The organism is Pandoraea norimbergensis (assembly GCF_001465545.3).
GTDB lineage: Bacteria > Pseudomonadota > Gammaproteobacteria > Burkholderiales > Burkholderiaceae > Pandoraea > Pandoraea norimbergensis.
In genome coordinates, this window is the sequence record NZ_CP013480.3 from 2,066,039 (window position 1) to 2,091,344 (window position 25,306).

The 25,306-nt window shown below is 62.7% G+C and carries 23 protein-coding genes and 1 tRNA gene; 14 read left to right on the plus strand and 10 right to left on the minus strand.

Going from position 1 to position 25,306, the window contains the following annotated elements:
* Positions 1 to 26 precede the first annotated feature (26 nt).
* The 5 genes from AT302_RS09285 (at position 27) to AT302_RS09305 (ending at position 5,066) form a co-directional block, all read left to right on the plus strand.
* Entirely contained in the window at positions 27 to 821 is a 795-nt protein-coding gene (locus tag AT302_RS09285) for an ABC transporter permease (protein ID WP_058378193.1), read from the plus strand.
* Between the two features lie 23 nt (positions 822 to 844).
* Positions 845 to 1,306, plus strand: a complete 462-nt coding sequence (locus tag AT302_RS09290; RefSeq protein WP_058378194.1) for a (2Fe-2S)-binding protein — start codon at positions 845 to 847, stop codon at positions 1,304 to 1,306.
* Complete coding sequence (locus tag AT302_RS09295; RefSeq protein ID WP_058378195.1) at positions 1,303 to 2,778, plus strand: FAD/NAD(P)-dependent oxidoreductase; 1,476 nt, start codon at positions 1,303 to 1,305, stop codon at positions 2,776 to 2,778. Before AT302_RS09290 ends, AT302_RS09295 begins: the two co-directional genes overlap by 4 nt.
* Positions 2,771 to 3,916 (plus strand): NAD(P)/FAD-dependent oxidoreductase, encoded by a 1,146-nt coding sequence (locus AT302_RS09300; protein ID WP_058378196.1) that lies wholly within the window; start codon positions 2,771 to 2,773, stop codon positions 3,914 to 3,916. The genes AT302_RS09295 and AT302_RS09300 overlap by 8 nt, the downstream gene beginning before the upstream one ends.
* A 103-nt stretch (positions 3,917 to 4,019) precedes the next feature.
* Complete coding sequence (locus AT302_RS09305; protein ID WP_058378197.1) at positions 4,020 to 5,066, plus strand: ABC transporter substrate-binding protein; 1,047 nt, start codon at positions 4,020 to 4,022, stop codon at positions 5,064 to 5,066.
* Between the two features lie 140 nt (positions 5,067 to 5,206).
* Here AT302_RS09305 and AT302_RS09310 read toward each other — a convergent pair whose 3' ends face one another.
* A complete protein-coding gene (locus AT302_RS09310; RefSeq protein ID WP_058378198.1) occupies positions 5,207 to 5,602 on the minus strand; it encodes a BLUF domain-containing protein in 396 nt (131 codons plus the stop codon).
* Between the two features lie 92 nt (positions 5,603 to 5,694).
* On the opposite strand from AT302_RS09310, the gene AT302_RS09315 reads away from it, so the two are divergent.
* Entirely contained in the window at positions 5,695 to 7,227 is a 1,533-nt protein-coding gene (locus AT302_RS09315; RefSeq protein ID WP_058378199.1) for a GGDEF domain-containing protein, read from the plus strand.
* 33 nt (positions 7,228 to 7,260) lie between these two features.
* Here the strand turns inward: AT302_RS09315 and AT302_RS09320 are convergent, their stop codons facing one another.
* Positions 7,261 to 8,349, minus strand: coding sequence for a helix-turn-helix transcriptional regulator (locus AT302_RS09320; RefSeq protein ID WP_157125736.1), 1,089 nt, complete (start codon positions 8,347 to 8,349; stop codon positions 7,261 to 7,263).
* Positions 8,350 to 8,598: 249 nt separating this feature from the next.
* On the opposite strand from AT302_RS09320, the gene AT302_RS09325 reads away from it, so the two are divergent.
* Positions 8,599 to 8,955 (plus strand): hypothetical protein, encoded by a 357-nt coding sequence (locus AT302_RS09325; protein WP_058378201.1) that lies wholly within the window; start codon positions 8,599 to 8,601, stop codon positions 8,953 to 8,955.
* Positions 8,956 to 8,988: 33 nt separating this feature from the next.
* Here AT302_RS09325 and AT302_RS09330 read toward each other — a convergent pair whose 3' ends face one another.
* Both AT302_RS09330 and AT302_RS09335 read right to left on the minus strand, forming a co-directional pair.
* The gene (locus AT302_RS09330; protein ID WP_167365789.1) at positions 8,989 to 9,906 is read right to left on the minus strand and encodes a LysR family transcriptional regulator; all 918 of its coding nucleotides are present in this window, start codon (positions 9,904 to 9,906) and stop codon (positions 8,989 to 8,991) included.
* A gap of 233 nt (positions 9,907 to 10,139) precedes the next feature.
* Positions 10,140 to 10,919, minus strand: a complete 780-nt coding sequence (locus AT302_RS09335) for an AraC family transcriptional regulator (RefSeq protein WP_058378203.1) — start codon at positions 10,917 to 10,919, stop codon at positions 10,140 to 10,142.
* 94 nt (positions 10,920 to 11,013) lie between these two features.
* Between AT302_RS09335 and AT302_RS09340 the strand changes: the two genes are divergently transcribed.
* The 3 genes from AT302_RS09340 (at position 11,014) to AT302_RS09350 (ending at position 15,433) form a co-directional block, all read left to right on the plus strand.
* Positions 11,014 to 12,555: an efflux transporter outer membrane subunit gene (locus tag AT302_RS09340; RefSeq protein WP_058378204.1), complete on the plus strand. Its 1,542-nt coding sequence runs from the start codon at positions 11,014 to 11,016 to the stop codon at positions 12,553 to 12,555.
* Between the two features lie 128 nt (positions 12,556 to 12,683).
* Positions 12,684 to 13,838 carry an HlyD family secretion protein gene (locus tag AT302_RS09345; protein ID WP_058378205.1) on the plus strand — a complete coding sequence of 385 codons (1,155 nt, stop codon included), beginning with the start codon at positions 12,684 to 12,686 and terminating at the stop codon, positions 13,836 to 13,838.
* On the plus strand, positions 13,835 to 15,433 hold the full coding sequence (locus AT302_RS09350) for an MDR family MFS transporter (RefSeq protein ID WP_058378206.1): 1,599 nt from the start codon (positions 13,835 to 13,837) through the stop codon (positions 15,431 to 15,433). Before AT302_RS09345 ends, AT302_RS09350 begins: the two co-directional genes overlap by 4 nt.
* 66 nt (positions 15,434 to 15,499) lie before the next feature.
* Here AT302_RS09350 and AT302_RS09355 read toward each other — a convergent pair whose 3' ends face one another.
* The 4 genes from AT302_RS09355 to AT302_RS09370 all read right to left on the minus strand — a co-directional run bounded on the left by AT302_RS09355 (position 15,500) and on the right by AT302_RS09370 (position 18,273).
* On the minus strand, positions 15,500 to 15,745 hold the full coding sequence (locus AT302_RS09355; RefSeq protein WP_058378207.1) for a hypothetical protein: 246 nt from the start codon (positions 15,743 to 15,745) through the stop codon (positions 15,500 to 15,502).
* A gap of 336 nt (positions 15,746 to 16,081) precedes the next feature.
* Complete coding sequence (locus AT302_RS09360; protein ID WP_157125737.1) at positions 16,082 to 17,020, minus strand: Rap1a/Tai family immunity protein; 939 nt, start codon at positions 17,018 to 17,020, stop codon at positions 16,082 to 16,084.
* Between the two features lie 235 nt (positions 17,021 to 17,255).
* Positions 17,256 to 18,056, minus strand: a complete 801-nt coding sequence (locus AT302_RS09365) for a class I SAM-dependent methyltransferase (protein ID WP_058378209.1) — start codon at positions 18,054 to 18,056, stop codon at positions 17,256 to 17,258.
* Positions 18,057 to 18,084: 28 nt separating this feature from the next.
* Positions 18,085 to 18,273: a hypothetical protein gene (locus AT302_RS09370; RefSeq protein ID WP_058378210.1), complete on the minus strand. Its 189-nt coding sequence runs from the start codon at positions 18,271 to 18,273 to the stop codon at positions 18,085 to 18,087.
* A gap of 171 nt (positions 18,274 to 18,444) precedes the next feature.
* Between AT302_RS09370 and AT302_RS09375 the strand changes: the two genes are divergently transcribed.
* Both AT302_RS09375 and AT302_RS09380 read left to right on the plus strand, forming a co-directional pair.
* Positions 18,445 to 19,134, plus strand: coding sequence for a hypothetical protein (locus AT302_RS09375; protein WP_157125738.1), 690 nt, complete (start codon positions 18,445 to 18,447; stop codon positions 19,132 to 19,134).
* 125 nt (positions 19,135 to 19,259) lie between these two features.
* Positions 19,260 to 20,012: a YoaK family protein gene (locus AT302_RS09380; RefSeq protein ID WP_058378212.1), complete on the plus strand. Its 753-nt coding sequence runs from the start codon at positions 19,260 to 19,262 to the stop codon at positions 20,010 to 20,012.
* Between the two features lie 51 nt (positions 20,013 to 20,063).
* Here AT302_RS09380 and AT302_RS09385 read toward each other — a convergent pair whose 3' ends face one another.
* Complete coding sequence (locus tag AT302_RS09385; protein ID WP_058378213.1) at positions 20,064 to 21,539, minus strand: hypothetical protein; 1,476 nt, start codon at positions 21,537 to 21,539, stop codon at positions 20,064 to 20,066.
* A 248-nt stretch (positions 21,540 to 21,787) separates the two neighbouring features.
* Between AT302_RS09385 and AT302_RS09390 the strand changes: the two genes are divergently transcribed.
* The gene (locus AT302_RS09390; RefSeq protein WP_058378214.1) at positions 21,788 to 23,188 is read left to right on the plus strand and encodes a DUF1254 domain-containing protein; all 1,401 of its coding nucleotides are present in this window, start codon (positions 21,788 to 21,790) and stop codon (positions 23,186 to 23,188) included.
* Positions 23,189 to 23,249: 61 nt separating this feature from the next.
* Here the strand turns inward: AT302_RS09390 and AT302_RS09395 are convergent.
* Positions 23,250 to 23,326, minus strand: a tRNA-Pro gene (locus AT302_RS09395).
* Between the two features lie 257 nt (positions 23,327 to 23,583).
* Between AT302_RS09395 and AT302_RS09400 the strand changes: the two genes are divergently transcribed.
* A complete protein-coding gene (locus tag AT302_RS09400; RefSeq protein ID WP_058378215.1) occupies positions 23,584 to 25,272 on the plus strand; it encodes an AMP-binding protein in 1,689 nt (562 codons plus the stop codon).
* The last annotated feature ends 34 nt before the right edge of the window (positions 25,273 to 25,306 follow it).

Sequence of the window (25,306 nt, forward strand, 5' to 3'; positions counted from 1 at the left end):
CAGAACCGAACTCTACTGCCACCATCATGCGTAAAAACAGTCCTCTGGCGCTCGCGTTCCACACGCTCGTCATTCTCTTCGTGCTCGCGCCGCTGATCATCGTGACGCTCGTTGCCTTCACGCCGGAAGAAACGCTCTCGCTGCCCACGCACGGCTTCTCGCTGCGCTGGTTCCGCGCGATTCTCGACTATCCGGACTTCATTGCCTCGTTTTTCACGAGCCTGAAGCTCGCGTTCCTGTCGGCCACGCTGTCGCTGTTGATCTCGCTGCCGGCGGCGCTGGCCATCGGCCGGGCCCGGTTTCCGGGGCGTAATTTCCTCAACGGTCTGCTGCTCTCGCCGCTGGTCATTCCGGGGCTGGTGCTCGGCATCGCACTGCTGCGTTTCTTCGCGATGCTCGGTGTGACGGGGTCGTTCGCTGCGCTGACGTTCGCTCACATGATCGTGATCACGCCGTTCATCATGCGGCTCGTGCTCGCATCGATCAGCGGGCTCGATCGCAGCGTGGAGCATGCCGCCGCGTCGCTGGGCGCCGGGTCGTGGACGACGTTTCGCCGCGTCACCATGCCGATGATTCTGCCGGGTATTACGGGGGGCTGGCTGCTGGCGTTCATCAACAGCTTCGATGAACTGACGATGTCGGTGTTCATCACGTCGCCGCAGACCATCACGTTGCCGGTGCGCATGTACATGTACGCGACCGAATCGATCGACCCGATGATGGCGTCGGTGTCGGCACTCGTGATCGTCATCACGCTGGGCGCGATGTTGTTGCTCGACCGCGTCTACGGCCTGAACCGCATTTTGATCGGTCAGCACTGAGCGAGCGCTCACAGAGACTTCTCATGTCCCGCCTCATGCAAGATCTGCAACATTCCCCGCAACTGGCGCGTCTGGCCGAGACCTCGCGCGCGCCGGTCACGTTTTATCTCGATGGCGCGCCCGTGCAAGCACTCACTGGCGACACGGTGCTCACGGCCATCCTCATGCATCAGCGTCACGTGCGCATCAGCGAATTCAATGGTGCACCGCGTGCAGGCTTTTGCCTGATTGGTGCCTGTCAGGATTGCTGGGTGCGCTGCGAGGCGGATTCCGTGGATACCGCTGACGTGGCTGATGCCGCACGTGGTCACACCGCCGCGAAACCTCAACAACTGACACGTCTGCGCGCGTGCTCGACGCTCGTGCGTCCGGGCATGCGCATCGTGACGAACGCAGCGATTGCATCGACTGCAAACGACGGCGAGTCCACCGAGTCCACCGATTCCGCCGAGTCTGCCAAGGCAACGCCCGGAGGTCAGGCATGAGCGCGCGCCCTGAGGTGGTGATCGTCGGCGCCGGCCCGGCCGGTATTCGCGCGGCGCAGACACTCGTCGCAGCGGGCATTCGCCCGATCGTGCTCGACGAAAATGCCCGCTGGGGCGGCCAGATCTACCGTCAGCCGCCGGCCGACGCAGGCTTTGCCCGAAGTAAGCAGACGCTCTACGGTTTCGAGGCGGCGAAGGCGGATGCCGTCCACACCACGATGGCGGCGCTGCTGCCGCAGATCGACTACCGCCCCGACACGCTCGTCTGGGCGTGCGATCCGGCGGACCCATCGGCCGATGCAGTGAATGCGTCGCAGGGCGCGAGCCGTGGGCAACGTCTTCACACGATGCATGCGGGCCGCGAGATCGCGGTGCCGTTCACGCATCTGCTCATCGCCAGCGGCGCGACCGATCGCGTCTTGCCGGTCCCCGGCTGGACGCTGCCGGGCGTGTACACACTGGGCGGCGCGCAAGTGGCGCTCAAGGCCCAAGGCTGTGCCATCGGCGAGCGCGTGGTCTTCGCGGGCACCGGGCCGTTGCTGTACCTCGTCGCGTATCAATACGTGAAAGCGGGCGCTAACGTCGTTGCCGTGCTCGACACCAGCGAATTCGCCGCGCAGGTGAGAGCGACGCCACGTCTGCTCAACCAGCCTGGCACGTTTGCGAAGGGCCTCTATTACGTCGGCTGGCTGCGTGCGCGTGGCGTTCGTATCGAACACGGCGTGACGCTGAACGGTATCGATGGAACCGCCGGCGTGCGAGCCATTCGCTGGCAGCGCGACGGACGTGAGCACACACTGGGGTGCAGCGCACTCGGTCTGGGTTTCGGGCTGCGTCCCGAGACGCAACTGGCCGATCTCGCCGGCTGCCACTTTGTCTTCGACGATCTGAATCAGTGCTGGCTGCCGGAGCGCGACGCGGCGGGCCGCAGTTCGCAAGCGGGCATCTATCTGGCGGGGGACGGCGCCGGTATCGCCGGTGCCGATGCCGCCGAGATGGCTGGCCGTCGTGTGGCCCTCGCGATGCTCGAAGACCTCGGCATCGCTGCACCGTCGCTTCCCGATGCCCCGGACGCGCTCGCGCTTGAACGACGCCTCGCGAGTATCCGGCGTTTTCGCGTCGGCATCGAGCAGGCGTTTGCGTTGCCCGCTGACCCGTCGGCCCAGTGGCCCGACGACATGTTGGTGTGCCGCTGTGAAGAGATCGACGCGCGCACGTTGCGCGAATGCGTGCGCCACGATGGTGTGACAGAGATCAACCGGCTGAAGGCGTTGACTCGCGTGGGCATGGGCCGTTGTCAGGGCCGCATGTGCGGCGAAGCGGCCTGCCATCTGCTGGCTGAAGCAACGGGTCAGACGCTCTCGCAGGTCGGACGCCTGCGTGCCCAAGCTCCCATCAAACCGATTCCGATTGCCCCGATGCTTTTTGACGAAAACGTCGCCGCCATTCCCGAGGAGGCGCGCGATGAGTGAGACCTTGCACTACGACGTAGTGGTGGCTGGTGGTGGCCTCGTCGGCGCATCGGCGGCCCGTGCGCTGGCCGAACGTGGCCTGCGCGTGGCGCTCTTCGAACGGCGTTACTGCGGCGCGCAGGCAAGCGGCGTGAACTACGGCGGCGTGCGCTGTCAGGGCCGTCCGGAAGAACAACTGCCGCTGGCCATGCGCGCTCGCCGTCTGTGGGACCGCTTGCCCGAACTGGTCGGCATCGATGGCGAATTCGTGCGCTCGGGTCATCTGCGGCTGGCCCGCCGCGAGGCCGATCTTGAACCGCTTGATGCATGGTCGGCGATGGCCCGCACGCACGGTCTGGAAACGGAAGTGTTTCGTGGCGCGGCGTTCCGGCAACGGTTTCCGTGGCTGGGCGACGGTGCGGTCGGCGGCTCGTTGTGCCTGAGCGATGGCCACGCTAACCCGCGTCTCGTGTCGCCTGCCTTCGCGCGCGCTGCACGGGCACTCGGTGCCGACGTGCGCGAACGCACACCGATTACCGCCATCGCTCACGACGGTGTGCGCTTTCAACTGAGCGCGCAACCGGCCGAGGGCGACACGTTGCGTGTGAGCGCTGACTGGTTGCTCAACACGTCGGGCGCGTGGGCCAATCACATCGCCGGTACGTTTGGTGAGCGTGTGCCGATGCATCCCATCTATCCGAACATGTGGGTCACTGAGCCGTTGCCGAAATGCATCGGTCACAACCTCGGCGTGTATGGCGGCGGTGTGTATGCGCGTCAGGTCGAACGGGGCAACTGCGTGATCGGCGGCGGACGCGGTACCGGCAACGGCGAGTACGCCCAGCCGTCCGCCGACACCACACGCGCGGTCATGCGCGAAGCCTGCGCGCTGGTGCCCGCCTTGCGCAACGCGCTGCTCATTCGCACGTGGAGCGGGGTGGAGGGCGAAACGCCTGACAACAACCCGATCATCGGCGCGAGTCGCACCACACCGCGCCTGCTGCACGCGTTTGGCTTCTCGGGCGGCGGTTTCCTGTTGGCCCCGGGCGTGGGCGAAGTGCTGGCCGATCTCGTGACGCAAGGCGAGACCGTCACGCCACTCGATGCCTTCGGGATCGACCGTTTCACTCAGGTGGCGTCGAACGCTGCGCTTGCCTGACGCATCACGCAGTCGCTCGCTATTTCACTAGTTACGCAATCACTCAACGTCAAAAAACGTCACTCATACGTTCCTTACCTCTCGAAACGCAAGGAGAACCACGATGAAGCTATCCAAGAAGGTCGTCATGTGCGCTGCGGCGCTGGCACTGGGCACGAGCAGCGCAGCCTGGTCGCAGGCCAAAACGCTCTACATCGGCATGAACGGCGGCCCGATGGAAAAGGCCTACACGAGCCAGGTCTTTCCGGAGTTCGAGAAGGCCAACAACGTGAAGGTCGTGGTGGTGCCGGGCACGTCGTCGGACGTGCTGGCCAAGCTGCTCGCCAACCGTAACAGCCCGCAGATGCACGTCGTGTTTCTCGACGACGGCGTGATGGCGCGCGCCATCAGCATGGGCGTGTGCCAGAAGCTCGACGACTCGCCCGTGCTCAAGGAGTTGTACCCGTTCGCTCGCGTGAAAGATGACATGGGCGCAGGCGTTCAACTGGGCATGACCGGCATTGGCTACAACACCAAGATCTTCAAGGAGAAGGGCTGGGCGGCGCCGACCTCGTGGACCGACTTTGCCGATCCGAAGTTCAAGGGCAAGGTGGTGTTCCAGTCGGCATCGAGCAGCACGTTCGGTCTGCATGGCTTCCTGGCGCTCAACCGTATCTGGGGCGGCAGCGAGACCAATGTCGAACCGGGCTTCACCAAGTGGGCGACGACCGTCGGCCCGAACGTGGTCGAGTACATCCCGAATTCGGCCAAGCTCTCGGAAATGATTCAGACGGGTGAAGCTGCCATCTTCCCGCTCACGCCGACGGCCGTCAGCGACCTTCAGGACAAGAACATCCCGGTGGCCTACGTGGCGCCGAAGGAAGGCGCGGTGCAGTTGCTGGTCGACCTGTGCGTGGTGAAGAACAGCCCGGACAACGCCTTGGCGCAGAAGCTGGCGCAGTACCTGCTGTCGGCACGCGGTCAAACGCTGGCCGCAGCGGCGGGCGCTTACATCCCGACCAATCCGCAGGCCACCGTGCCGGCCTCGATGCAAAAGCGTCTGGGCAAGATCGACGATCTGGTCAAAGACATCAAGACCGTGGACTGGGACGCCATCAACCAACGCCGTGCCCAATGGGACCAGCGCTGGAACCGTCAGGTCGAGCGCTAAGACGGAGCCGCATCGCAGGATCGGGGCCACCTGATCCTGCGGTTGGCAAGCGCCTTTGATGTAACGAAAAACGCCGGGCACCTCTGGGGGGCTGCCCGGCGTTTTGTTGTTGGCCTGTCGTTGGCTTGCGACGAAGCAGGTTACATCGCGTCCGATTTTTCGGCGAGGCTGGCAAACGCGGCCACCAGCGCGGCATGATCGGCCGGCATGACGAAGGCACGCAGGGCCTGCGCCGGGGTGTCGAGCATCAGATAGCCCAGACTCCAGGTCGGGAAAGCGCCGGGCGTATGGGGTGTGCCGTCGAGCAGCACCTGAATGTCGTCATGATGTTGCGAGGCCTCGATGCGCTGGCGCGCGTCGGCGAGCGGCTCGCTCGGGCCTTCGATGTATTGATAGAACGTGACGCCGTCGTAGAGCAGTACCCCGGTGATGCCATAAGTCGCGTTGAAACCCCGTGAGTTGACGATGATCTTCGAGAGCATGAGCGGATCCAGGTCGGGCAGGGCACGGCTCAGGTACGCGTAGCACTCGGTCATGGGAGGGGTCCGGAAGGCGGTAATGAAATACGATGATGGATCGGGGTGACGCGCATTAGAATACCTCATCTTCTCGCGAGGAAAGGACGGGCATGTCGACACCTTCAGGCCCTCACCGTCTTCAGATCTGGGCAGGCAAGCGCTTGCGGCGGGTGGTCGACAAGTTCGACCGCCGGCCGGTCATGATCGGCATCGTCGGCACGGTCATCGCGCTGGCTATCCTGATCGGCGTGGCCATCTCGCTCGAGAACAACCGCGAGGGGCGGATCGAGTCCACGCTGGACCGCGCCCAGAGCGCGGCGACCGTGGTCGCGACCAGTCTGGGCGGCAACATCGCCGTCTACGACACCCTGCTCAAAGACATGGTGCGCGACGCGGAAAACCCCGCCACGCCGCTCTTTACCGACCGGGTGCGCGACCGCGTGCGATTCGGCCAAATGCTGAGCCGCGATTTTCTCGACGATGCTTACGTGGTCGACAAGTCGGGCAAGATCGCGGCCCCGCTGCATCCGGATTCCGACCGGCTGGTCGATGTCTCCGATCGCGACTACTTCCGCTCGCATCTGGGCAACCCCTCGCTTGGCCTGTACATCTCGCAGCCGTATGCCTCGCGCGTACATGGCGGCCTGTTGTCGGTCGCGCTCACACGCCGCGTGAACGCACCGGACCATTCGTTTGCGGGGGTGGCGGTCATCGCCCTGCGTCTCGATCACTTCCAGAATCTGGTGACGGAGGTCGAGTCGATCGACGTCAAGACCATCCAGATCGTGGAAGACAAGGGCACCGTGCTGGCGTGTGCGCCCTGTGGCGACGCGCTGCCAGGGACCGTCGTGAGGTTGCCCGGTAATGCCACGCGCGATGGCGATCTGCTCACGGCGTTGTCGTTTCCCGCAGGGGCACGTGCCCATGACTACCGGTCGGTGCGGGTGCCCGGGGCATCGTTGTATGTGGTGATCACACCGTTGACCACGGGCACGATGCGCGAATGGCGCTGGAACGTGGCGACCTTCGGTTCGATTGCGCTGGCCTGCGCGGCCACCCTGATTGCCGGGTCGTGGCTGCTGGTCGCGGCGATTCGAATGCGCACCACGGCCATGACACGGCTCGCGAGTCTGTCGGTGACCGACGGTCTTACGGGGCTGAGCAACCGTCGCGCGCTGGACAGCAAGCTCGCGCTGGAGTGGCGCCGGGCGCAACGTTCGGGCACGTCGCTGTCGGTGCTGTTCATCGACGTCGATTACTTCAAGCACTTCAACGACGAATACGGCCATGCCGTGGGTGACGACGTGTTGCGGGCGGTGGCACATAACATCGCCGGGCACATGCGCCGCGACGCCGATATGGCCGCGCGCTTCGGCGGCGAAGAATTTGCCGTGGTCATGCCCGACACGCCGGCGGCGGGGGCGGCGAAGATGGCCGAGCAAATCCGGCGCGACATCGAGCGCCTGCAAATTGCCCATACGGGCAGCGCAATGGGTACGGTGACGGTGAGCGTGGGGGCGGCGACCGGACTGGCCGCCGAAAGCGAGAGTGGCGAGGCGATTCTGCGCGCCGCCGACGAGCAACTCTATCTGGCCAAACAAGCTGGCCGCAATTGCACGCGCGCCACCGTACTCAAGGCCTGATCACGCCGCGCTCAGTCCGCGCTCAGTCCGCGATCACGGGCTGAGCATGGCGGCGAGACGCAGCAATTCCCCCTGACGATGGCACCCGGTCTTGCGCAGAATCGCCGACAGCTGGGTGCGCAGCGTACTCGTGCCCAGTTGCAGCACATCGCTGCATTCGCCAATCGTGAGACCTGCTACGAGGTGATGAAACAGGCGCGCCTCGGCCCGCGTGAGGGCGAAGTGTTCGCGCAGCGCGGCCTCGGTCGGCACGTTGAAGATGCTGCGCCGTTCCACCCGAATGCCGACCGCCGAGCGCAGTCCGTGATTCATGTTGTTGCCGAGCGGGCGCAACGTCAGCCGGAACGCATGGCCCCATGAGTCGGGGACCACGAGCGATGCGGCCACCCCGGTAGTACTCACTTCGGCGAGCGTCGCGGCGAGTCGTGCCTGCCATTCGGACTGCCGGTGCGTGAGGCGTCGTTGTTTGAGCACGAGTTGGCAGTCGGGGCTGCCGAGCAGCACGTCGAGACCTGCGGCGGCGTCGAGTGTCCAGCCGTCGGGCGAGGCAATGAGAAAACCTTCGCGAGTCGGGTCGAGCATCTGGCCGAGTGCATCGAGGCTCATGCGGGTAGCGGCGCGCCGTGCGGCGAACGCCGCTGCCAGCAGGCGTTCATATTCGGCGATGCGCGCGGCATGGGCGAAGTTCGGTTCGACCACATGCATGCGCTGGATGCTCAGGGCGGTGAGCACGTCGCTGTCGTTGCAGATGACGACGCCGACCAGTTGTTGAAGCTGGTACGGGCGCATGAATTCGTTCCAGAACACGCGGTCGTTCGGCGACTCGTGTTTGAGCGCGATGGACGAGTCGTACCAGGTACCGGCGGGGGCGTCCCAGAAGCGGCGGGTCGAGTCGTCGTACTGGTAGTAATGCTGCGCATATTCCTGAATCAGGCTATCTTCGTGCCCCGCCTGTTCGATGAATCGCACCGAGCGGCTTTGTTTATCGTGGCACAGGAACGTGGCCGCCTCCGCGCCGAGAAAGTCGCGCGCGGTCTGCACAACGTCGAGCCAGTCTGCCTGCCCGGCGCCGACTGCCTGAACGGCGTCCGACGCGCGTCGAAAACTGATGTCGTCCGACATGGGATCCCCCGTCATCACTTGCTATCCCGTGGGCCTGAGGCCCATTTTTTGCGCAGTGTAGCAGAAGAAACTACCGGAAATGACAGGGTTGGGGATACCCCTCGGGGGCGGGTTGAACGGTGATGCAACGGTGGCGCAACTGTGATTTGTGCGGGCGACAAATGGCTTTTCGGCTGAGACAATTCAGTCATGTCGAAAGACCCACAACCGATGACCACAGGTCGTCGACCCAGCCAAACGGGGGCCCATATGATCCGCACCAACTTCATCGCTGTCTGCCTGTGTCTGGCTGTCGCATTGTTCGGCGGCAACGCCAGCGCCCAGTCGTATCTCGGCGCCAGTGATCTCGGCAGCATTCGTCAGGGGAATCAGGCTGCACCAGCGCTGCATCCGTCGACCGGGCTCCGTGCCTCGGCACCTGTTGCCGACGCGCAATCGGCCAGCGAAGCCATCAACCGTGTCGCGAGCGAGCGCAACGGCGCGCAGCCGGGTCCGAGCGCTCAGGATGTTGCCGCGACCCAACGTGCGCTCGATACGCGCGACTTGCAGCATCCGCGTCAGACCCGCACGTTCGATGCGATTGCCCGTCCGTCGCGGCCTGAGTAATGCAGCGAGCCACGAGCCAGCGAGCCGCAAGCATTAGCCGTTGGGTGCACCGTTGCTGCTATGCCCGGCCGACGCGTGCAACTGCTGGCGTATCGGGTCGCGCATAAAGTCGACCCAAACGCGGATCTTCGCGTCGAGATGCTGGCGCGAGGCGTAGAGCAAGTAAAGATTGACGCTGGCCGATGCGCATTGCGGTAACAGCGGCACAAGACGGCCTTCGCGTAAATCGTCGACCACGACGAACGAGGGCAGCAGCGCGATACCCACGCCTTCGCGCGCTGCGATCACCAACGACGCGGCGGTATCCACCGTGAGCACCGGGTCGATGGCGAGGGGATCATCATCTTCACCGGAAAATCGCCAGAGCCGGTCGTCGTACGATGGCGCGACCAATTGCAGACACCGATGGGTCACCAGATCCTGCGGCGAGCGCGGCAGACCGTACGTCTCCACATACTCGGGCGAGGCGCAGAACACGCTGCGAATCGGGCCGAGATCGATACCGACCAGATCCGAGGGCGGTAACGCAGCGCTCACCACGAGCGCGACGTCGTACTGGTCTCGCACCAGATCCGGCAGCCGCGGCGCGATGGTCAGGTCGACGCGTACGTCGGGGTAGGCCCGTTGAAACGGCTCGGCCAGCGGAATCAAAAAGCAGTTGGCGATGCTCGCGCTGCAATGCACGCGTAGGCGCCCCCTTGGGTGGTGCGCTGCCCCTTGCGCTTCGCGCTCGCTGAGTTCGACCGCGTCGAGCACGGCCCGCGTTCGCGACAGATAACGCTGGCCGGCTTCCGTGAGTGCCATCGAGCGCGTCGTGCGATGCAGGAGCCGGATGCCCAGATGCGCTTCGAGGGCGGAAATGGCGCGCGTGACTTGCGACGGGGTTTGATCGAGGCGTTGCGCGGTGCGCGAAAAACTTCCGGCGTCCGCCAGAATGACGAATGTCCGCATGCAGTGAAGAAGATCCATCGGATAAAGGCCTGCCGGCAGTACCGGCCAGCGTCGGTGAAGAGGATATCGGATCAACATCACTCTATCGACGCGGTACCGCTGAGTGCGCTCGCAATGCGGCCTGTCGTCGTCGCGATCCGGACAACTTCAACGACTTCGACGCCGCTAGCTTCTGCCATCGCTACAACGGCTACAACTGCCGCAACGGCGATCAGCGCTGTCACCCGCTACCGTCAACGTTCGCGGAAGTATTCACTCGGCGGCACGCCGAGGGTTTTGCGAAACATGGCAGCGAAAGCGCTAGGGCTGTCGTAGCCGTGTTCGAGCGCCAGCGTCAGGATCGGCGTGCCGGTGGCCAGCCTCGGCAGACTGAGCAGCAGCCGCGCATGGCGGCACCAAGCACCGTGGGTCATACCCGTCTCGCGCTTGAAGGTGCGCGCGAGGGTGCGCTCGTTCATATGCGCAGTCTGTGCCCAGCCGGCCAGCGTGACCGGTTGCGACGGATCGTGAATCAGCACCGTGCACAAGGCGACAAGCGCAGGGTGTTGCGGCATTGGTACATGCAGCGAGAGCGCGGGCGCTTGTTCGATCTCGTCGAGCATGAGGGCCACGACGCGTCCGTCGCGGCAGTGCACGTCGGACATCACCGCTGCCGGGGTCAGTGTCCCGGCGGCCAGAATCAACGCTCGCAGCAGCGGGGTGACGGTAATCACGCGGCATTTGGCCGGCAACGCGGTGCGCACGCCGGGGGCAACGAACACGGTGCGCATCTGCACTTCACCGGCCATTTCGATGGCGTGTTCAGTGCTACCGGGCACCCAGACGGCGCGTCCCGTCGGCACGACCCAACTGCCTTCGTTCGTGCGCACGATCATCACGCCAGCGATGGCGTGAATCAGTTGGCCGTGGCGATGCGAGTGCATGGGATAGGCTGCGCGGGAGGGCGGATCGGTCGCCACGATGGCGACGGGGGGCGGGGCGCTGCCCGTGTGAATGTCAATCAGGATGTCCATTTTGCGACGATGAATGTGCAGTCTTCGCGCGATTGCCGCGCGGTGTTCACCATACCATCGGATCTCCTGATTTGTCTGCTCGCTGCTCCCTGCCATGGTTCTTGTCGCTTCTGCTGTCTCCGGGGCTGTTTTGCCTCGTTTGTCATCACTTGTTTCATCACTGGCTATTGCGCTCACCTGTCTTGCTGGATGTAGCGTGGGACCGGCTTATCACGCCCCCGAGCCGACGACCGGGACGCAGGGGGCGTTTGCTTCGCTATCACAAGCTTCCCAACTCCTCCCAGCCCCGCCAGCCCCGGTCACGACGGGCGACGTGCCAACGCACTGGTGGCGCCTGTATCAAGACCCGGTACTCGACGCACTCGTGCGCGACGCGCTCACGCAGAACCGCGATCTCGCGGTCGCAGCAGCGCGCGTGCAGCAGGCGCGGGCGGTCTTTGACGAAACCGGCGCCATGCGGCTGCCACAGACTGACGCTTCGTTTGGCGTGCAGTACGGCAAACCTGCCGCCGATCAGACCGTCGCCGCCAGTCGTGGCACGCAGGCCAACACCCGATGGGCCTGGGCACCGTCGTTTGCGCTGTCGTGGGAAGTCGATCTCTGGGGCCGTGTAGGGCATGCGATCGATGCTGCCGAGGCGGAAGCGGACGCTTCGCTTGCCGACGCGCAGGCGATGCAAGTGGTGGTCGCCGCACAGACGGTGGCGGCTTACGCGCAGGCCTGCGGCTTTGCGCAGCAGCGCGACGTGGCGCAGCGCACGCTCGATATCGCCACGCATATTGCCGACCTGACACGCACACAGCAGGTGCGTGGCTTGGTCTCAACGCTCGAAGTCATTCGCGCTCAGGCGTTTGTCGACGACACCCGCGCGAGCTTGCCGGTGCTTGAGGGTAACCGGCGTGCCGCGCTCTATGAACTTGCCGTGCTCACCGGGCAGCCCCCGGCGGCGTTGCCGGCGCCAGCCGAGCAGTGTCAGCGAGTGCCTGCGCTTGCACAGCCATTTCCCGTGGGCGATGGTGCGAGCTTGTTGCAGCGGCGGCCCGATCTGCGCGCGATGGAGCGACGGCTCGCGGCGGCGACCGCGCGTGTCGGGGTGGCAACAGCAGACCTCTATCCGGGTATTTCGCTGGGTGGCGGCGTAGCGTGGTTATCGACATCGGGCAGTCTCGCATCGCTGGGCAATCGTTATAGCGTGAGCTGGGGCGTAGGCCCGCTCATCCGCTGGCAGATCCCGAACATGACGGCCAGCCGCGCGCGTCTGGCCGCCGCTAGGGCAGATGACATCGCCTCGCTTGCGGCATTCGACGCGCGCGTGCTGGTCGCACTCAAGGAAACCGAGCAAGCGCTCACGCACTACGGCGCGCAATGGGCTCGCCGTGATGCGTTGCGGGCATCCCGCGCGCAACACGCACAGGCGCTGATGCTGGCCGAGCGCAGTTATCGGGCGGGTGCCATCGACTTCCTCGAACTGCTTGACGCGCAACGCTCGCTCGCCGTTGCCGATGCGGCGCTGGCGCAAAGCACGCTGCGCGTTGCCGACGATCAGGTGGCCGTTTTCCGCGCCTTGGGTGGCGGATGGCAGCCCGATGCAGAGGCGCTACCCCAGCCGGTTCCTCACAAAACGGCAGCGCGCTGACGCTGCCCGGATCTCCCCCTGAAAAGGCGACGCTGTCTGACTGACTGCGCTCGCCCTGAAGCCGATGCCACCGACGCGACGTGCACGGCTTCCCTTTCTTTGCCCGACCTTTCTTCGAGAGTCTTGTCATGAGTTCTGTAGCCTTGCCCGGTCAGCCACTGCGTGTGCGCCGGAAGACGTGGATGCTTGCCGCCGGTGCGGCTCTGAGCGTTGCCGCCATCGCAGGTGGCGCACATTGGTGGCTGACCGGCCGCTTCTTCCAGTCGACCGACGATGCCTACGTGCGCGCCGATACCGTCACCGTCAGTCCGCGCGTGGCCGGTTACGTCAGTCAGGTTGTGGTGGACGATAACCAGCGCGTGAAGCACGGCGATGTGCTGGTGCAGCTTGACGATCGCGACTACCGCGCACGCGTGACGCGGGCGCAGGCGGCAGTGCAGGCGGCGACGGCCGACGTGCAGGCGCAGACCGATGCGGCGGCGACGCTGGACGCGGAGCTAACGCGCCAACGCAGCGTGATCGCACAGGCGCAGGCGGAGGTGGCAGGTGCGAGCGCCGAAGCGCGGCGACAGACCGCCGATGCCGCACGCTATCGCGATCTGCTTAGCGATGGGGCCGCCAGCCAGCAGCGCTGGGAACAAGCTGCTGCCGAAGCGAGCAAGGCGCTGTCGGCACTGGCGCGGACGCGGGCGGCCGGTGATACACAAGTGGCGCAGCAGACCGTGCTTGCACGGCGTCGCGAGCAAAGCAAGGCGGCGATTGCACAAGCGCAGGCGCAGCTCACCGCAGCACAGGCAGCGCTCGTGTTGGCGGAGAACGATCTTGTGCACACGACGGTGCGTGCAAGCCGCGACGGCACCGTCGGTCAGCGCACGGTACGGGCAGGGCAATACGTCGAGACCGGCACGCCGTTGCTCGCGCTGGTGCCACTCGATGACGTGTATGTGGTCGCCAATTTCAAGGAAACGCAGATCACGCGCATGCAGCCGGGGCAGCCCGTCGATATCGATATCGACGCGTTTCCCGAGCACGCGCTGCATGGCCGCGTGACGGGCTTCGCGCCGGGCTCGGGGGCGGAATTCGCGTTACTGCCACCCGACAACGCGACGGGTAACTTCACCAAGATCGTGCAGCGTATTCCCGTGAAGATTCGATTGGATCGAACGCAGAACGGCGGGCGAGGCGTGCCCGCACTTCGCCCCGGCATGTCAGTGATCGCTCGCGTCGATACACGTTCTGACTCGCGTCCTGATCAGCAGTCGGACAAAGGGGCGGCGCAATGAGTACGGCATCGTCCACGCCGGGCGCGGGTGATGAAGCATCGGAAAAACCTTCCGAGCATGTGTCGCTGCGGGCTTGGGTTGCGGTGCTGGGGGGCGTGTTCGGTTGCTTCATGGCGGGCATGAACGTGCATGTGACGAACGCCTCGTTACCGGATATTCGTGGCTCGCTCGGTGCCAGTTTTGAAGAGGGCTCGTGGATCACCACGGCGTATCTCGTGGCGGAAATCATCGTGATTCCGTTGACCGGATGGCTGGTGTCGGTGTTCTCGGCGAGGCGCGTGCTGGTGGTTGGCACCAGCGGCTTTCTGGTCTTTTCGCTGGCGTGTTCGCTTGCGCCCGATATCAATACGATGATCGCGGCGCGGGCGTTACAGGGCGCCTTCGGCGGGGTGCTGATTCCGATGTCGTTTCAGTTGATCGTGTCCGAGTTGCCGGTGTCGCGACATCCGTTGGGTATGGCGCTTTTCGCCGTTGCCAACAACGTGGCGCAGGCGGCGGGGCCGTCGTTGGGCGGGTGGCTCACCGACATGTACTCATGGCGCTGGATCTTCTATTTGCAGATTCCACCGGGCCTGGCGTTACTTGCCGCCATCGGTTGGGCGATCAAGCCAGCGCCCGTGCATCTCGATCAGCTCAAACGAGCCGACTGGTTCGGCATCGGAGCGATGGCTGTCGGTTTGAGTGCGTTACAGATCGTGCTGGAGGAGGGCGGTCGCAAGGACTGGTTTGCGTCGCACGAAATCACGCAACTGGCGATCGTTGCGGTCGTGGGGTTGGGCGTGTTCGTGTGGACGCAGTGGCATCGCAAGACGCCGTTCATCAATCTGCGGTTGCTGGGACGATACAACTTCGGTGTGGCAAGTCTGATGCAGTTCTTGTTCGGTGCGGTGGTGTTTGGGGTGGTGTTTCTGGTGCCGAACTACTTTGCCGAATTGCATGGTTTCAGCGCACGCGATATCGGTCTGACGATGATTCCGTATGGCGTCGTGCAGTTTGTGATGTCGTTTCTGACGCCACCGCTCATGCGACGGATCGGTGCCCGACCGACCATCATTCTGGGCTTTGCGCTGGTGGCGGCGGGTTGCCTGATGAACATCCACCTCGACGCGAACTCGGGCACCAACGTCATTGTGCCGTCGCTGATCGTGCGAGGGATCGGACAGTCGTTGGTGGTAATTGCGTTGTCGGTGATGGCGGTGGCCGGCATCGAGCGGGCGCAGGTCGGCTCGGCATCGGGCGTCTTCAACATGGTGCGCAACGTCGGTGGGGCGATCGGTATTGCGGTGGCGAGTCAGATTGTCGTGGAGCGTCAGAAACTGCACGCGATGCGCATTGGCGAGTCGGTCACGCTCTATGCGGAGGCGTTTCGCGAGCGCATGCAGGTGCTGAGCGGATGGCTGGCGCACGGCCACGGTGTGCCCGGCAATGTGCGCGAAGCAGCGCTGTCGCTGATGCAACAGCGCGTGATGCGTGAGGCGCTTTTCATGGCGTATAGCGACACGTTTCTGCTTGCCGGCATCGCAATGATCGCGTGTACCGGGGCAGCGTTTCTACTCAAGACTAAAAAAACGCAAGCCGCCGCGACGGCTAAATAGTCATGGGCCGGTGGCGGTGCGCCACGGACTGGAGAAACGAAAGTTTGCTTAGTTTGCTCGGTCAGCTTATTCGGCGAGTGCCGGAATCGCGCCCTCCTGAAACAGAACCCGCGGCGAATCCATCGTGCCGGACTCGTCATCGACCAGCACTTCGTAGGCGGCGATGCCGGCAAAACCCGAGGCCATGGCCTGTGCGATACGTACAGCGCCGAATTCGGTACTGGCTTGGCGAAGCTCGCCGGGTTGCAAGGCGCCGTCCTTGTTTTTGCGATAGGGCACGACGATAAATTTGACGGATTTCGGATCACTCACGATGCAACTCCCCAAGGAACATTGGTGAAGGGAATGTAGCACAAGATACTGTACAAAAAAACAGTAATGATTAAATGTACAGTGTTTTTTTGAGGATGATCGGTTTGTTGTGTTGTTTCCAGTCTTCTTCTGAGGATCATGGCGAATTCGGTTCACCTCGTTTCGTGGCGAGACGACGGTGTTCTCATGGAACACGGCGTCCGCCCGCTTGCTGACCAAGTGCGGGTTCACTCACGAGGGGACGCTTCGCAAAAGCTTTAACAAACTCGGCGTGTTGGTCGACACAGAGGTGTTTGCGCTCGTGTGTGAGCGCAACGCATAGGTGGAGGCGGCAGATTACTGCGTCGGTTTGCTTTCGGATGAGGCGTGAACTGCTTGGTCGACTGCCTTCATAAAATCTGCGCGGTTGGTGACGGCGATGGCATGCCACTGGTCGTTGGGCAACGTGAGGGGTCTGCCATCCGACTTGCCCGGGGTCAACCCGCTCACAACGGCTTTTGCCCCGTGAAGGCTGATCCATCGATGGTCGTAGCGGTAGGGTGTCGCCTCATCCCATTTGACGACCTTTTGCGCGATGGCCTGAAGACGGGGTAGATCGTCTGCCTGCGCGCGCCGCAGTTCGATGGGGGTTTTTCCGATCAGGGCGGTGATCGCGCTGATCGCCGAGACGTCGGTGCAGATGCGCGCATCGAACGAGCCGCGAACGCGTCCGGCGTTGTACCAGAACAGTGCGTCTGCCACGCGGCCCTGCCGGTAGAGCACCGATGAGAGAGCGAAGAATACGGGCGGCGCGTGGTCGGCAGGATTCGCGATGATGGCATCGATGATGGCATCGTTTTCGTGCCCTGTCGTTTGCTGCAATCGCAACACGGTGGCGTTCGTCTTTGCCATATTGATGCTGGCATATTCGCCTTGCGGCGTGACTTCGAGTCGGCGTACACCCGATGCGCCAAGTTCCTCCATTGCCATGTTGCCGATGTTTCGCGCACAGGGGAACGTGCGGGCGATCACCCGAATGGCCTCGGGATCGGAGAACCGGTTATTCAGTTCGGGGTGGGCCGTGGCGTAATCGCGCAGCACGCTGGCGACGGTTCTGACGCTGGTTTCCTTCGGAAAGCAGAACGCTTTGCCGTTGTTGGCTTTGAGAAGGCCAATGAGCCAGGCGGACGACTCTTCCGGCGAGGTGTCGGCTGCGGCAGTGGTAGCGGTGGTAGCGGTGGTAGCGGTAGTGCAGCCGCTGGCGCAGATGAGCGCCATTGGCAGAACAGGCAGCAACGTGCGAGCCCATTTCCCGTACGCCAGTCCAAGTCCCCTCGTGCGTAATCGCATCTGATAGCTCCGTATTGTTGTCATGCGTTTTTGGCGGAACTTCTTTGAAACGTATGCTAGCGAATGACGGTGGCGATTGCCAATGGCGGAAATTGGAGGCGGGACTCTGCTTTTCTTGTCGAGGGGAGAGAGCGGCGGGGCGGGCGGCCGCAGACCGCCGCGCGGTTACGGCAGCGATGCTTTAGCGCTTGCGGGCGCGCGTTGCGAGAAACGTGGGCAGGAAGCGATCGACAACGAAACGCGGGTTGGGTTGATCGTCTTCGTAAAACCCTTCGATGGCGAAGCCGGCGTCGAGTTGTCCGCCGATCAAGTCGCCGAGTGAATGACCGAAGACCAACGCTTCACCGGCGTCGCGCTTCTTTTGAAGCTGATCGGGTGACAGATCGTTCAGATCGGAGTAGGGCAGTTTGTATTGCGGACGGATCAGGCCTTGTTTCGCGAAGTCGGGATCACGGTCACCAATGAACACGACCGGGTTGTAGAAACTCGCGAGCAATGCGCCACCGGCTTGCAATACGCGATGGCATTCGCGCCAGACCGGGCGCACATCGGGCACATAAAGATTCGAGATCGGGTGAAAGACGATGTCGAACGATGCGTTATCGAACGCGCTTAAATCGCGCATGTCGCCTTGACGGGTGTTTAGCGTCAGGCCGTCGCGCTCAGCGACTTTGCGATCCTGTTCAAGCTGCGCGTCCGAGATGTCGAAGACGGTCACGAGCGCACCGGCAGCCGCAAGCACGGGGGCTTGCTGCCCGCCTGCGGAGGCGAGGCAGAGGATGCGTTTCCCGGCAACATCGCCCAGCCAGTCCTTCGGCAACGGACGCGGCGTGAGATGCACGTTCCAGTTGCCGAGCTTGGCCGCCGCCACCGTTTCCGGACTCACAGGACGTGACCACTCGCGCACTTCAGCCGCTTGTTTGTCCCAGGCGGCGCGATTGTGCGAGAGGAAGTCGAGAGGGGGCGTGGGCGTTGTAGACATCAGCGGTATTGCGCGGGTGGTTTGTGTTTCAGCCGCCGGCGAGTTTCTTGGTCAGGTTTTCGAGAAGGCTGTGCAGATACGCTGCATCGCGTTCACCAGAAGCTGCCGGGTCGGTGACGCCCTTCGATCCTGTCAGGGGAATGCCTTGAGCCTTGATGAGCTCCTGGACGAAGGTTCGTGCAATTTGCCGGGCTTCCGGCAGTTCGTAGAGGGCCATGTTGTGACTCCGATGTTGTGACAAGAGCCGCGATTGTGCCATAGCGGTCGAATCAGCCCGTGGCAGCTGCGACGAAGCGCAGCCGGACACGACGCGCGCCACTCCGTCAAATGGAGGATGCCCACGTGGGTGGTGGCTCATACAATCGCATAAAAACGGAAGGGGGCGGCGATGCGAAGCATGCTCGGCATGTTGTTGGCGGGCGTCTCGATAGGGGTGTCGGCACAGGGGTACAACTGCGATTGTCAGCAGATTGTCGGGGCATGTGCTGCCTCGATCGTTGTGGTTCCGACGGAATCCACAAAGGGGAGTTATGGGGCGGATATCAAGATCACGTCGACCAGCCCGATGTGTGCCAAGGTCGATTACTACGTCGACGGGACACCCTACTTCACGATTCTCAGTCAGGGAAATCAAGGCGATGATCGCGTCTTTGGAACCCAGCCGATTACGCGAAAGAATGTTTCCGACGTGAGCTGCAAGGTTTGCCGGCAAGTTGGCGGCAACGTTGCGAAACCGCCGGAGAACGAGGTGAAGCGCGTGTTGGGTATTGGCGGGAGATGGCACGCGTCTGCGTGTCCGGGCGCGCCGGGATGGTGGGGCGGCGGTGGGCCGCCACGTGACGTGACAGTCACGTTGAGCGCGAATGGCGGGGCGGTTTCCGGCACCCTGAGTGAACACAGCCCGGCGTACTCGTATTCGGCATCGCTTACCGGGACGCTCGTCTCCGGGAGCGCGCGCGTGAGCAGCAGTGTCGGCAGTACACACGAAATGTCGCTGTCGCCGGATGAGCAGTCGCTTACCGATCGCTGGTGCAACAAGGATGGGGGGTGTGCCGTCTGCGCCATGACGCGAGAGTGAGGGCGGCGGGGACAGTTTGGGTGACGAGAGCGACGAACATGTCATGAGAGGGCACTTTAACGCCACGCGTTAGAATCGACTTTCATGCCTGTTCCCGTGCGCCTTTGCTTTGAGTGAGTTGCGTCATGCCGATCAATTACCTGCGAGGATTCACCCAACCCGTGCGCACGGAGGCGGCCAATCGGCGGCTGGGGTGCTCGCTGGCGTTCGTTGCCGGTGCCGCTAACGCGGGCGGCTTTCTCGCGGTCGGGCAGTACACATCGCATATGTCGGGCATCGTGGCATCGCTCTCGGATGATCTGGTGCTGGGACAGTTGGTGTACGTGCTCACCGGCATCAGCGCACTTCTCGCGTTTCTCTTCGGCGCGGCCACTTCCTCCATCCTCATCAACTGGGGGCGCCGTCATCAGACGCACAGCGCCTATGCCGCCCCGTTGTTGCTGGAGGCGGTACTACTCATTGGCTTCGGCTTACTGGGGGCGAGCCTCGAACATCATCGATGGTTGTTTGCGTCCGCGACGGTGGCACTGTTGTGCTACGTGATGGGGCTTCAGAACGCGATCATCACGAAGATATCGAAGGCAGAAATTCGAACGACGCATGTCACCGGGTTAGTGACCGACATCGGCATCGAGCTGGGCAAGATGCTGTACTGGAATCGGCCGGGTCTCTCGGCAGAACCGCAACGGGTCGCGGCCGATCAGGGCAAGCTTCGGCTGTTGGCATCATTGCTCGGGATGTTCTTCCTCGGCGGCGTCGCGGGCGCCCTCGGCTTTAAACACCTTGGCTTCGTGTCGACGGTGCCGCTGGCGCTGATCCTCATCATGCTGGCGATCGTGCCGTTGCTTGACGATATTTCGCATCGACCGATGCGATGAAATGTCGGCGAGTGTCGGCCCGGCTTCATCAAGCGCCGACAGCGTTACGCATCAAGAACGGCAGAGCTTGAATATCTCTTCCGACAGCAGGCGGCGTGCTCCCAAGCGCAAGCCTGCCCCGGCGGCGGCCACTGAATAAAGCGTCGCCCTGTCTTCCTCCGTGAGCGCCTCCGGGTTCAGGGCCTCGGGAGGTATCGCATACCACCACTGCACGCGGGTAATTTGATTGCGGCTGGCCTGCTCGTGGGTCAACGGTGCGACGGGCGTATGTATCAGCGAAGTTGCCTTTTGGGAAAGGTGCATATAAATGGATTTCTGGTCATGCTTGCCGACGGCTTTGTTCTTCAACGTATTCATGTCTTTGCCGTTCTCAATCAGATTCAGCACCCCGTTGCTGTCGATATAAGAGACGTCGACATTCTTGGTCATTTCTTCATGCTCGGCGTCTTTGTAGTTCGAGCCGCTGAAGACGACTTCGCCTTTCGCAAGCTCGTCAGGTCGGACGTTGAGGATGGCGTCCAGCTCGGAAGTGATGCCTTCAAAGGAAAGCGGGATGCCGCCCCCCTTGCTGATACCGAAAAACGCATCGAAGTGCGCGCCGCCAAACGGGCTGTAGTCCTTCGGCGCGTCCGGCAGAGGGGCCGTTACCATGCCAAGCGTCGCTTTAATGCCTGGCCAGTCATAGGGTAGGCCGGCCCGTTTGGCGTGAGCCAGCGCCTCGATCCGACGTACGAATGCGCTAGCGATCGATGCGTGGAACTTCGAAATAAGGGCCAGCTTGAAGCCGATCAGCGCCGCGCCTTGGGGGCCTGCAATGCCAACAAGCTCCGCGCTAAGTGGCATGAAAGTCGCTGCAAAGGTGGGCCAATCACCTGCCCATTGCTCTTCAGATGTCATTGATGCATACGCTTTCCACTTCTCCGCGATCTTCGGCGCTTCCTCTTCGTTCCGTTTCCCTCGTATCTCCGCCTTCGCGCTGCGAATCTCCTTGTTGATCGCAGCGATCAGCGCCTTCACGTTGTAGAACTCGGTGTCTTTCCACGTGACATCGATCAACGTTTGCAGGGCGGGGGGTGGAAACCGGCGCTCATAATCTGTCACGGGCTTCGCTAGCGCGAACTCCGGCGTTGCCATCAGTTCAGCGTAAGACTTTGAAGCGTTTTCGATCTGTATCTTGACGCGTTGGATGGGGGAGGGCGTGCCTGATCCCGGGCGGGCAAGTGAAAGCTGCCGGGGCGTGCTGTTGCCGGATCGTACGGGGGCCGCTTGCATCGCCGCCTCATTCGATATCGCTTCAGTCGGCTTCATCCGCCGTTGTACCGGTTGCCCGAAAAGCGACTGCATACGCTGGTGTTGTGCGAGCACGCGCGGGCTGGTGTCGGCTACAGCCTGTAACGTTGCCAAGGGCGAGCGTACCGTCTGGTTGTCAGTCGGGCGGTGCTCAGGGGCTTGGGCGCTCCGGGCCGTACCCTTCGCACCGGGCAAAGTGTCCTGAGTCGGTTGCGGCTTCTCTGCGTAAGATTTCACAGCATCGTGCTCCTGCGTGCGTGGCGCATTCTCGGATACAACGTGGCGAATTGACTCAGAGTATCTGTATTTCTACGGGCAAGGGAAATAGGTAATATCCGTCTGGATGGTTTGCCTTGTATCACACAACGGTTACATTTCGTCATCCCATCAATTTCGTTAGCGCATCGGCACGCATCGTCATATTTACACCGGCTTCCTAAGCGAATTCGATCACCCCGTAGTGTTCCGAAATCAGGAGAGCATGGATGAAAAACGCGATTCTCGTTGCACTGTTGCTGTCCTCTCAAGCGATGCAGACCAGCGCGGAAACACCGCCAACGCTGAATCGAACCGAGGTCAGCCGCGCAGAGCAGGCGGTCATTTGGGCGATGCCCGCAGTCAATACCGACCTGATGCGGCAAGCCGCCATCAAGGCCGGTGCGGGGGAGAACGAGATTGTCTATTGGTCGCGTCCGGTGGACTGGCGCAACCAGACGCTCACGCCCAATCCGGATGCGATCTACCTGATGCCGTTCTTCAATACGAAGCAAGGGCCGATGGTGCTGGAGATTCCGCCGGCGGGTCCGAATGGCTCGATCACCGGCAACATTGACGATGTGTGGCAGATGCCACTTGAGGATGCGGGTCCTTCAGGGGCTGACAAAGGGGCAGGTGGCAAGTACCTGATACTGCCGCCGGACTATCGCGGTCAGATTCCGAAGGGGTACATCGTGCTGCGCTCACCCACGTACAGCGGCTATGCTCTGATCCGCTCCACGTTGCGCAGCCACAGTGACGTCGATGTTGCCGATGCCGTCACCTATGGCAAGCGGGTCAGGCTGTATGCGCTGGCGAATGCCGCGAAGCCGCCGCCGACGCGGTTCGTCGACGCCAACAATGCGTTCTTCGATTCGACGATCCCTTACGACATTCGCTACTTCCAGTCGCTTGATCGTGTCGTTCAGACCGAACCGTGGCTCGAACGGGACAAGGTCATGATCGACTTGCTCCGCTCCATCGGCATCGAGAAAGGGAAGGCGTTTGCCCCTGACGACAGGAGAGTTGCCACGCTCAACGAGGGCGCGCGCAACGCGCACGAATGGATCGCATATCAGTCGGAGCGGGCCTACGAACCTTATTTTCCTAATGCGCGTTGGGTGGTCCCTGCTGCATCGGCGTTGGTGCAGGATGCGTCGAAGGGGTATACGGAGCCCAACATCTATCCTGTCGATGCCCGTGCGATCGTTTATTCGATGGGGTATGTGGGGATTAAACGATTGGGCGCGGGACAGTTCTATCTGCTGTCGTGGCAAGACAAGAACGGTGAGGCGCTTGATGGCGGGCAGCAATATCGGCTGACGGTGCCGCGCGACGCGCCGATGCGTCAGTATTGGTCGGTGACGGCGTATAGCCGCGCCACGCATGCGCTGATCAAAGACGTGCCGGGCGCGAGCCGTTCCTCGCAAGTCCCCGATATGGAGAAAGGTCCCGACGGCTCGGTGACGGTTTACTTTGGTCCCGAAGCGCCGGCAGGTCACGAGAAGAATTGGGTGCCGACGAAGCGCGGAGAAAAGTTTGAGCTGCTGTTCCGCTTATATGGACCCACGCAGCCGCTCTTCGACAAGACGTGGGTGTTGCCGGATCTTGTGAAGATCGGTACCGAATGATTGGCCTTCGTGAGAAACGAAAAAACCCGCACAGCCAAAGACTGTGCGGGTTTTTCTATTCTGGTCGGGGCGAGAGGATTTGAACCTCCGACCACCTGCACCCCATGCAGGTACGCTACCAGGCTGCGCTACGCCCCGTGAGAGACACATCGTTAAATGTATCGCTCGAAAGCAGGCGATTATAGCAGAGCTTTTTGCAGGAATGAAAGCGTCTGTGCGCATTCTCCGCATATTTTTTCTTCCGCCTACATCGCATGCCCGAGGCGCCCCCTTCGCGCATCGCGCCCGCATCGCCCGCAAGCGCACACCCGAACCCCATGATGGTTATCCCGAATGTCGCATTCAGAGGGCCTCCTCATAATGGAATCCTGCCTATCGAGGCTTGGAGACAAGCGATGCCGCATATCCAGGGATTCGACGCCGCGCGCGACCTCTTGCTCGCGCAGCGCGCCCACTACGACGTGGCGTACCGTGACTTCCGCTGGCCCGTGCTCACCCGCTTCAACTGGGCCCTCGACTTCTTCGATCCGCAAGCACAGAACAACGACCAGCCCGCCCTCTGGGTCGTCGAAGAAGACGGCAGCGAAACGCGCCTCTCGTTCGCCCAGATGTCCGCACGCTCGAATCAGGTCGCCAACTTTCTGCGCGCCCAAGGCGTCGCGCGTGGCGATCGCGTGCTGTTGATGCTGCCCAATCAGGTCGAACTCTGGGATCTCATGCTTGCCTGCATGAAACTCGGCGCCGTCATGATTCCTGCCACCACATTGCTTGCCGCCGGTGATCTCGTCGATCGCATCGAACGTGGCCGCGTACGCCACGTCGTCACCACCACACGCGACGCGCTCAAGTTCGCCAACCTGCCCGGCAACTACCAACGCATTGCCGTCGGTGACCATCCGCCCGATGGCTGGACCTCCCTCGCACCCGCCTACGACGAGCCCGACATCTTCACGCCCGACGGCACCACGCTCGCCACCGATCCGCTGCTGTTGTACTTCACGTCCGGCACCACGTCGCGTCCGAAGCTCGTCTTGCACACGCATCAAAGCTACCCCGTCGGACACCTCGCCACGATGTACTGGCTCGGTCTGCAACCGGGCGACGTGCACTGGAACATCAGCTCACCCGGATGGGCCAAACATGCGTGGAGCTGCTTCTTCGCCCCCTGGAACGCGGGCGCGACGATCTTCATCTACAACTTCTCACGCTTCGATGCGCGCGCCGCACTCGAGACCGCCGCGCGCTGCGGCGTCACCACGCTGTGCGCACCGCCCACTGTCTGGCGGATGATGATTCAGGAAGACCTTGCGCGGCACCCGGTGAAATTTCGCGAGCTGATCGGCGCAGGCGAGCCGCTCAACCCCGAAGTGATCGATCAGGTCAAACGCGCGTGGAATATCACGATTCGCGACGGTTACGGACAAACCGAGACGTGCTGCCAGATCGGCAACTCGCCGGGACAACCTGTCAAAGCCGGGGCGATGGGACGGCCGATGCCCGGCTATCGCGTCGTGTTGCTCGACCACGATGGTGTGCCGGCCGATGAAGGGGAGATCGCACTCGTCATCTCGCAGCGCCCGACCGGGCTGATGCAAGGCTACGAAGACGATCCGGAGAAGACTGCCGACGTCATGCGCGATGGCTACTACCGCACGGGCGACGTCGCCATGCGCGACGACCATGGTTACTTCACCTATGTCGGACGTGCCGACGACGTGTTCAAAGCCTCGGACTATCGCATCAGCCCGTTCGAGCTCGAGAGCGAACTGATCAAGCATCCGGCCGTGGCAGAGGCGGGCGTAGTGCCCAGCCCCGACCCCGTGCGTCTCGCTGTGCCCAAGGCGTTTGTTTCTTTACGCACCGGTTTCGTGGCCGACGAGAAACTCGCGCTCGATATCCTCCGGTTCTGCCGCGATCACCTAGCGCCGTACAAACGCATTCGCCGTCTGGAATTCTGTGAATTGCCGAAGACAATCTCGGGCAAGATTCGACGCGTCGAACTACGCCGAACGGAAGAAGGGCGAAGTCTCGACTCCCGGCGCGAACTCGAATTCTGGGATGTCGATTTCGCCGACTTGAAGTGATGCGGCGGGGCGCTTGCCCCACGCCGCTTTCTAC

Bases quoted from the DNA above. Each gene is read 5' to 3' on its own strand.
- AT302_RS09330 (WP_167365789.1), bottom strand. From the start codon at position 9,906: ATGCGGACATTCGTCATTCTGGCGGACGCCGGAAGTTTTTCGCGCACC.
- AT302_RS09285 (WP_058378193.1), top strand. From the start codon at position 27: ATGCGTAAAAACAGTCCTCTGGCGCTCGCGTTCCACACGCTCGTCATT.
- AT302_RS09350 (WP_058378206.1), top strand. From the start codon at position 13,835: ATGAGTACGGCATCGTCCACGCCGGGCGCGGGTGATGAAGCATCGGAA.
- AT302_RS09365 (WP_058378209.1), bottom strand. From the start codon at position 18,056: ATGTCTACAACGCCCACGCCCCCTCTCGACTTCCTCTCGCACAATCGC.
- AT302_RS09300 (WP_058378196.1), top strand. From the start codon at position 2,771: ATGAGTGAGACCTTGCACTACGACGTAGTGGTGGCTGGTGGTGGCCTC.
- AT302_RS09340 (WP_058378204.1), top strand. From the start codon at position 11,014: ATGGTTCTTGTCGCTTCTGCTGTCTCCGGGGCTGTTTTGCCTCGTTTG.
- AT302_RS09370 (WP_058378210.1), bottom strand. From the start codon at position 18,273: ATGGCCCTCTACGAACTGCCGGAAGCCCGGCAAATTGCACGAACCTTC.
- AT302_RS09390 (WP_058378214.1), top strand. From the start codon at position 21,788: ATGAAAAACGCGATTCTCGTTGCACTGTTGCTGTCCTCTCAAGCGATG.
- AT302_RS09310 (WP_058378198.1), bottom strand. From the start codon at position 5,602: ATGACCGAGTGCTACGCGTACCTGAGCCGTGCCCTGCCCGACCTGGAT.
- AT302_RS09345 (WP_058378205.1), top strand. From the start codon at position 12,684: ATGAGTTCTGTAGCCTTGCCCGGTCAGCCACTGCGTGTGCGCCGGAAG.
- AT302_RS09320 (WP_157125736.1), bottom strand. From the start codon at position 8,349: ATGTCGGACGACATCAGTTTTCGACGCGCGTCGGACGCCGTTCAGGCA.
- AT302_RS09295 (WP_058378195.1), top strand. From the start codon at position 1,303: ATGAGCGCGCGCCCTGAGGTGGTGATCGTCGGCGCCGGCCCGGCCGGT.
- AT302_RS09335 (WP_058378203.1), bottom strand. From the start codon at position 10,919: ATGGACATCCTGATTGACATTCACACGGGCAGCGCCCCGCCCCCCGTC.
- AT302_RS09315 (WP_058378199.1), top strand. From the start codon at position 5,695: ATGTCGACACCTTCAGGCCCTCACCGTCTTCAGATCTGGGCAGGCAAG.
- AT302_RS09290 (WP_058378194.1), top strand. From the start codon at position 845: ATGTCCCGCCTCATGCAAGATCTGCAACATTCCCCGCAACTGGCGCGT.
- AT302_RS09380 (WP_058378212.1), top strand. From the start codon at position 19,260: ATGCCGATCAATTACCTGCGAGGATTCACCCAACCCGTGCGCACGGAG.
- AT302_RS09305 (WP_058378197.1), top strand. From the start codon at position 4,020: ATGAAGCTATCCAAGAAGGTCGTCATGTGCGCTGCGGCGCTGGCACTG.
- AT302_RS09375 (WP_157125738.1), top strand. From the start codon at position 18,445: ATGCGAAGCATGCTCGGCATGTTGTTGGCGGGCGTCTCGATAGGGGTG.
- AT302_RS09325 (WP_058378201.1), top strand. From the start codon at position 8,599: ATGATCCGCACCAACTTCATCGCTGTCTGCCTGTGTCTGGCTGTCGCA.
- AT302_RS09400 (WP_058378215.1), top strand. From the start codon at position 23,584: ATGCCGCATATCCAGGGATTCGACGCCGCGCGCGACCTCTTGCTCGCG.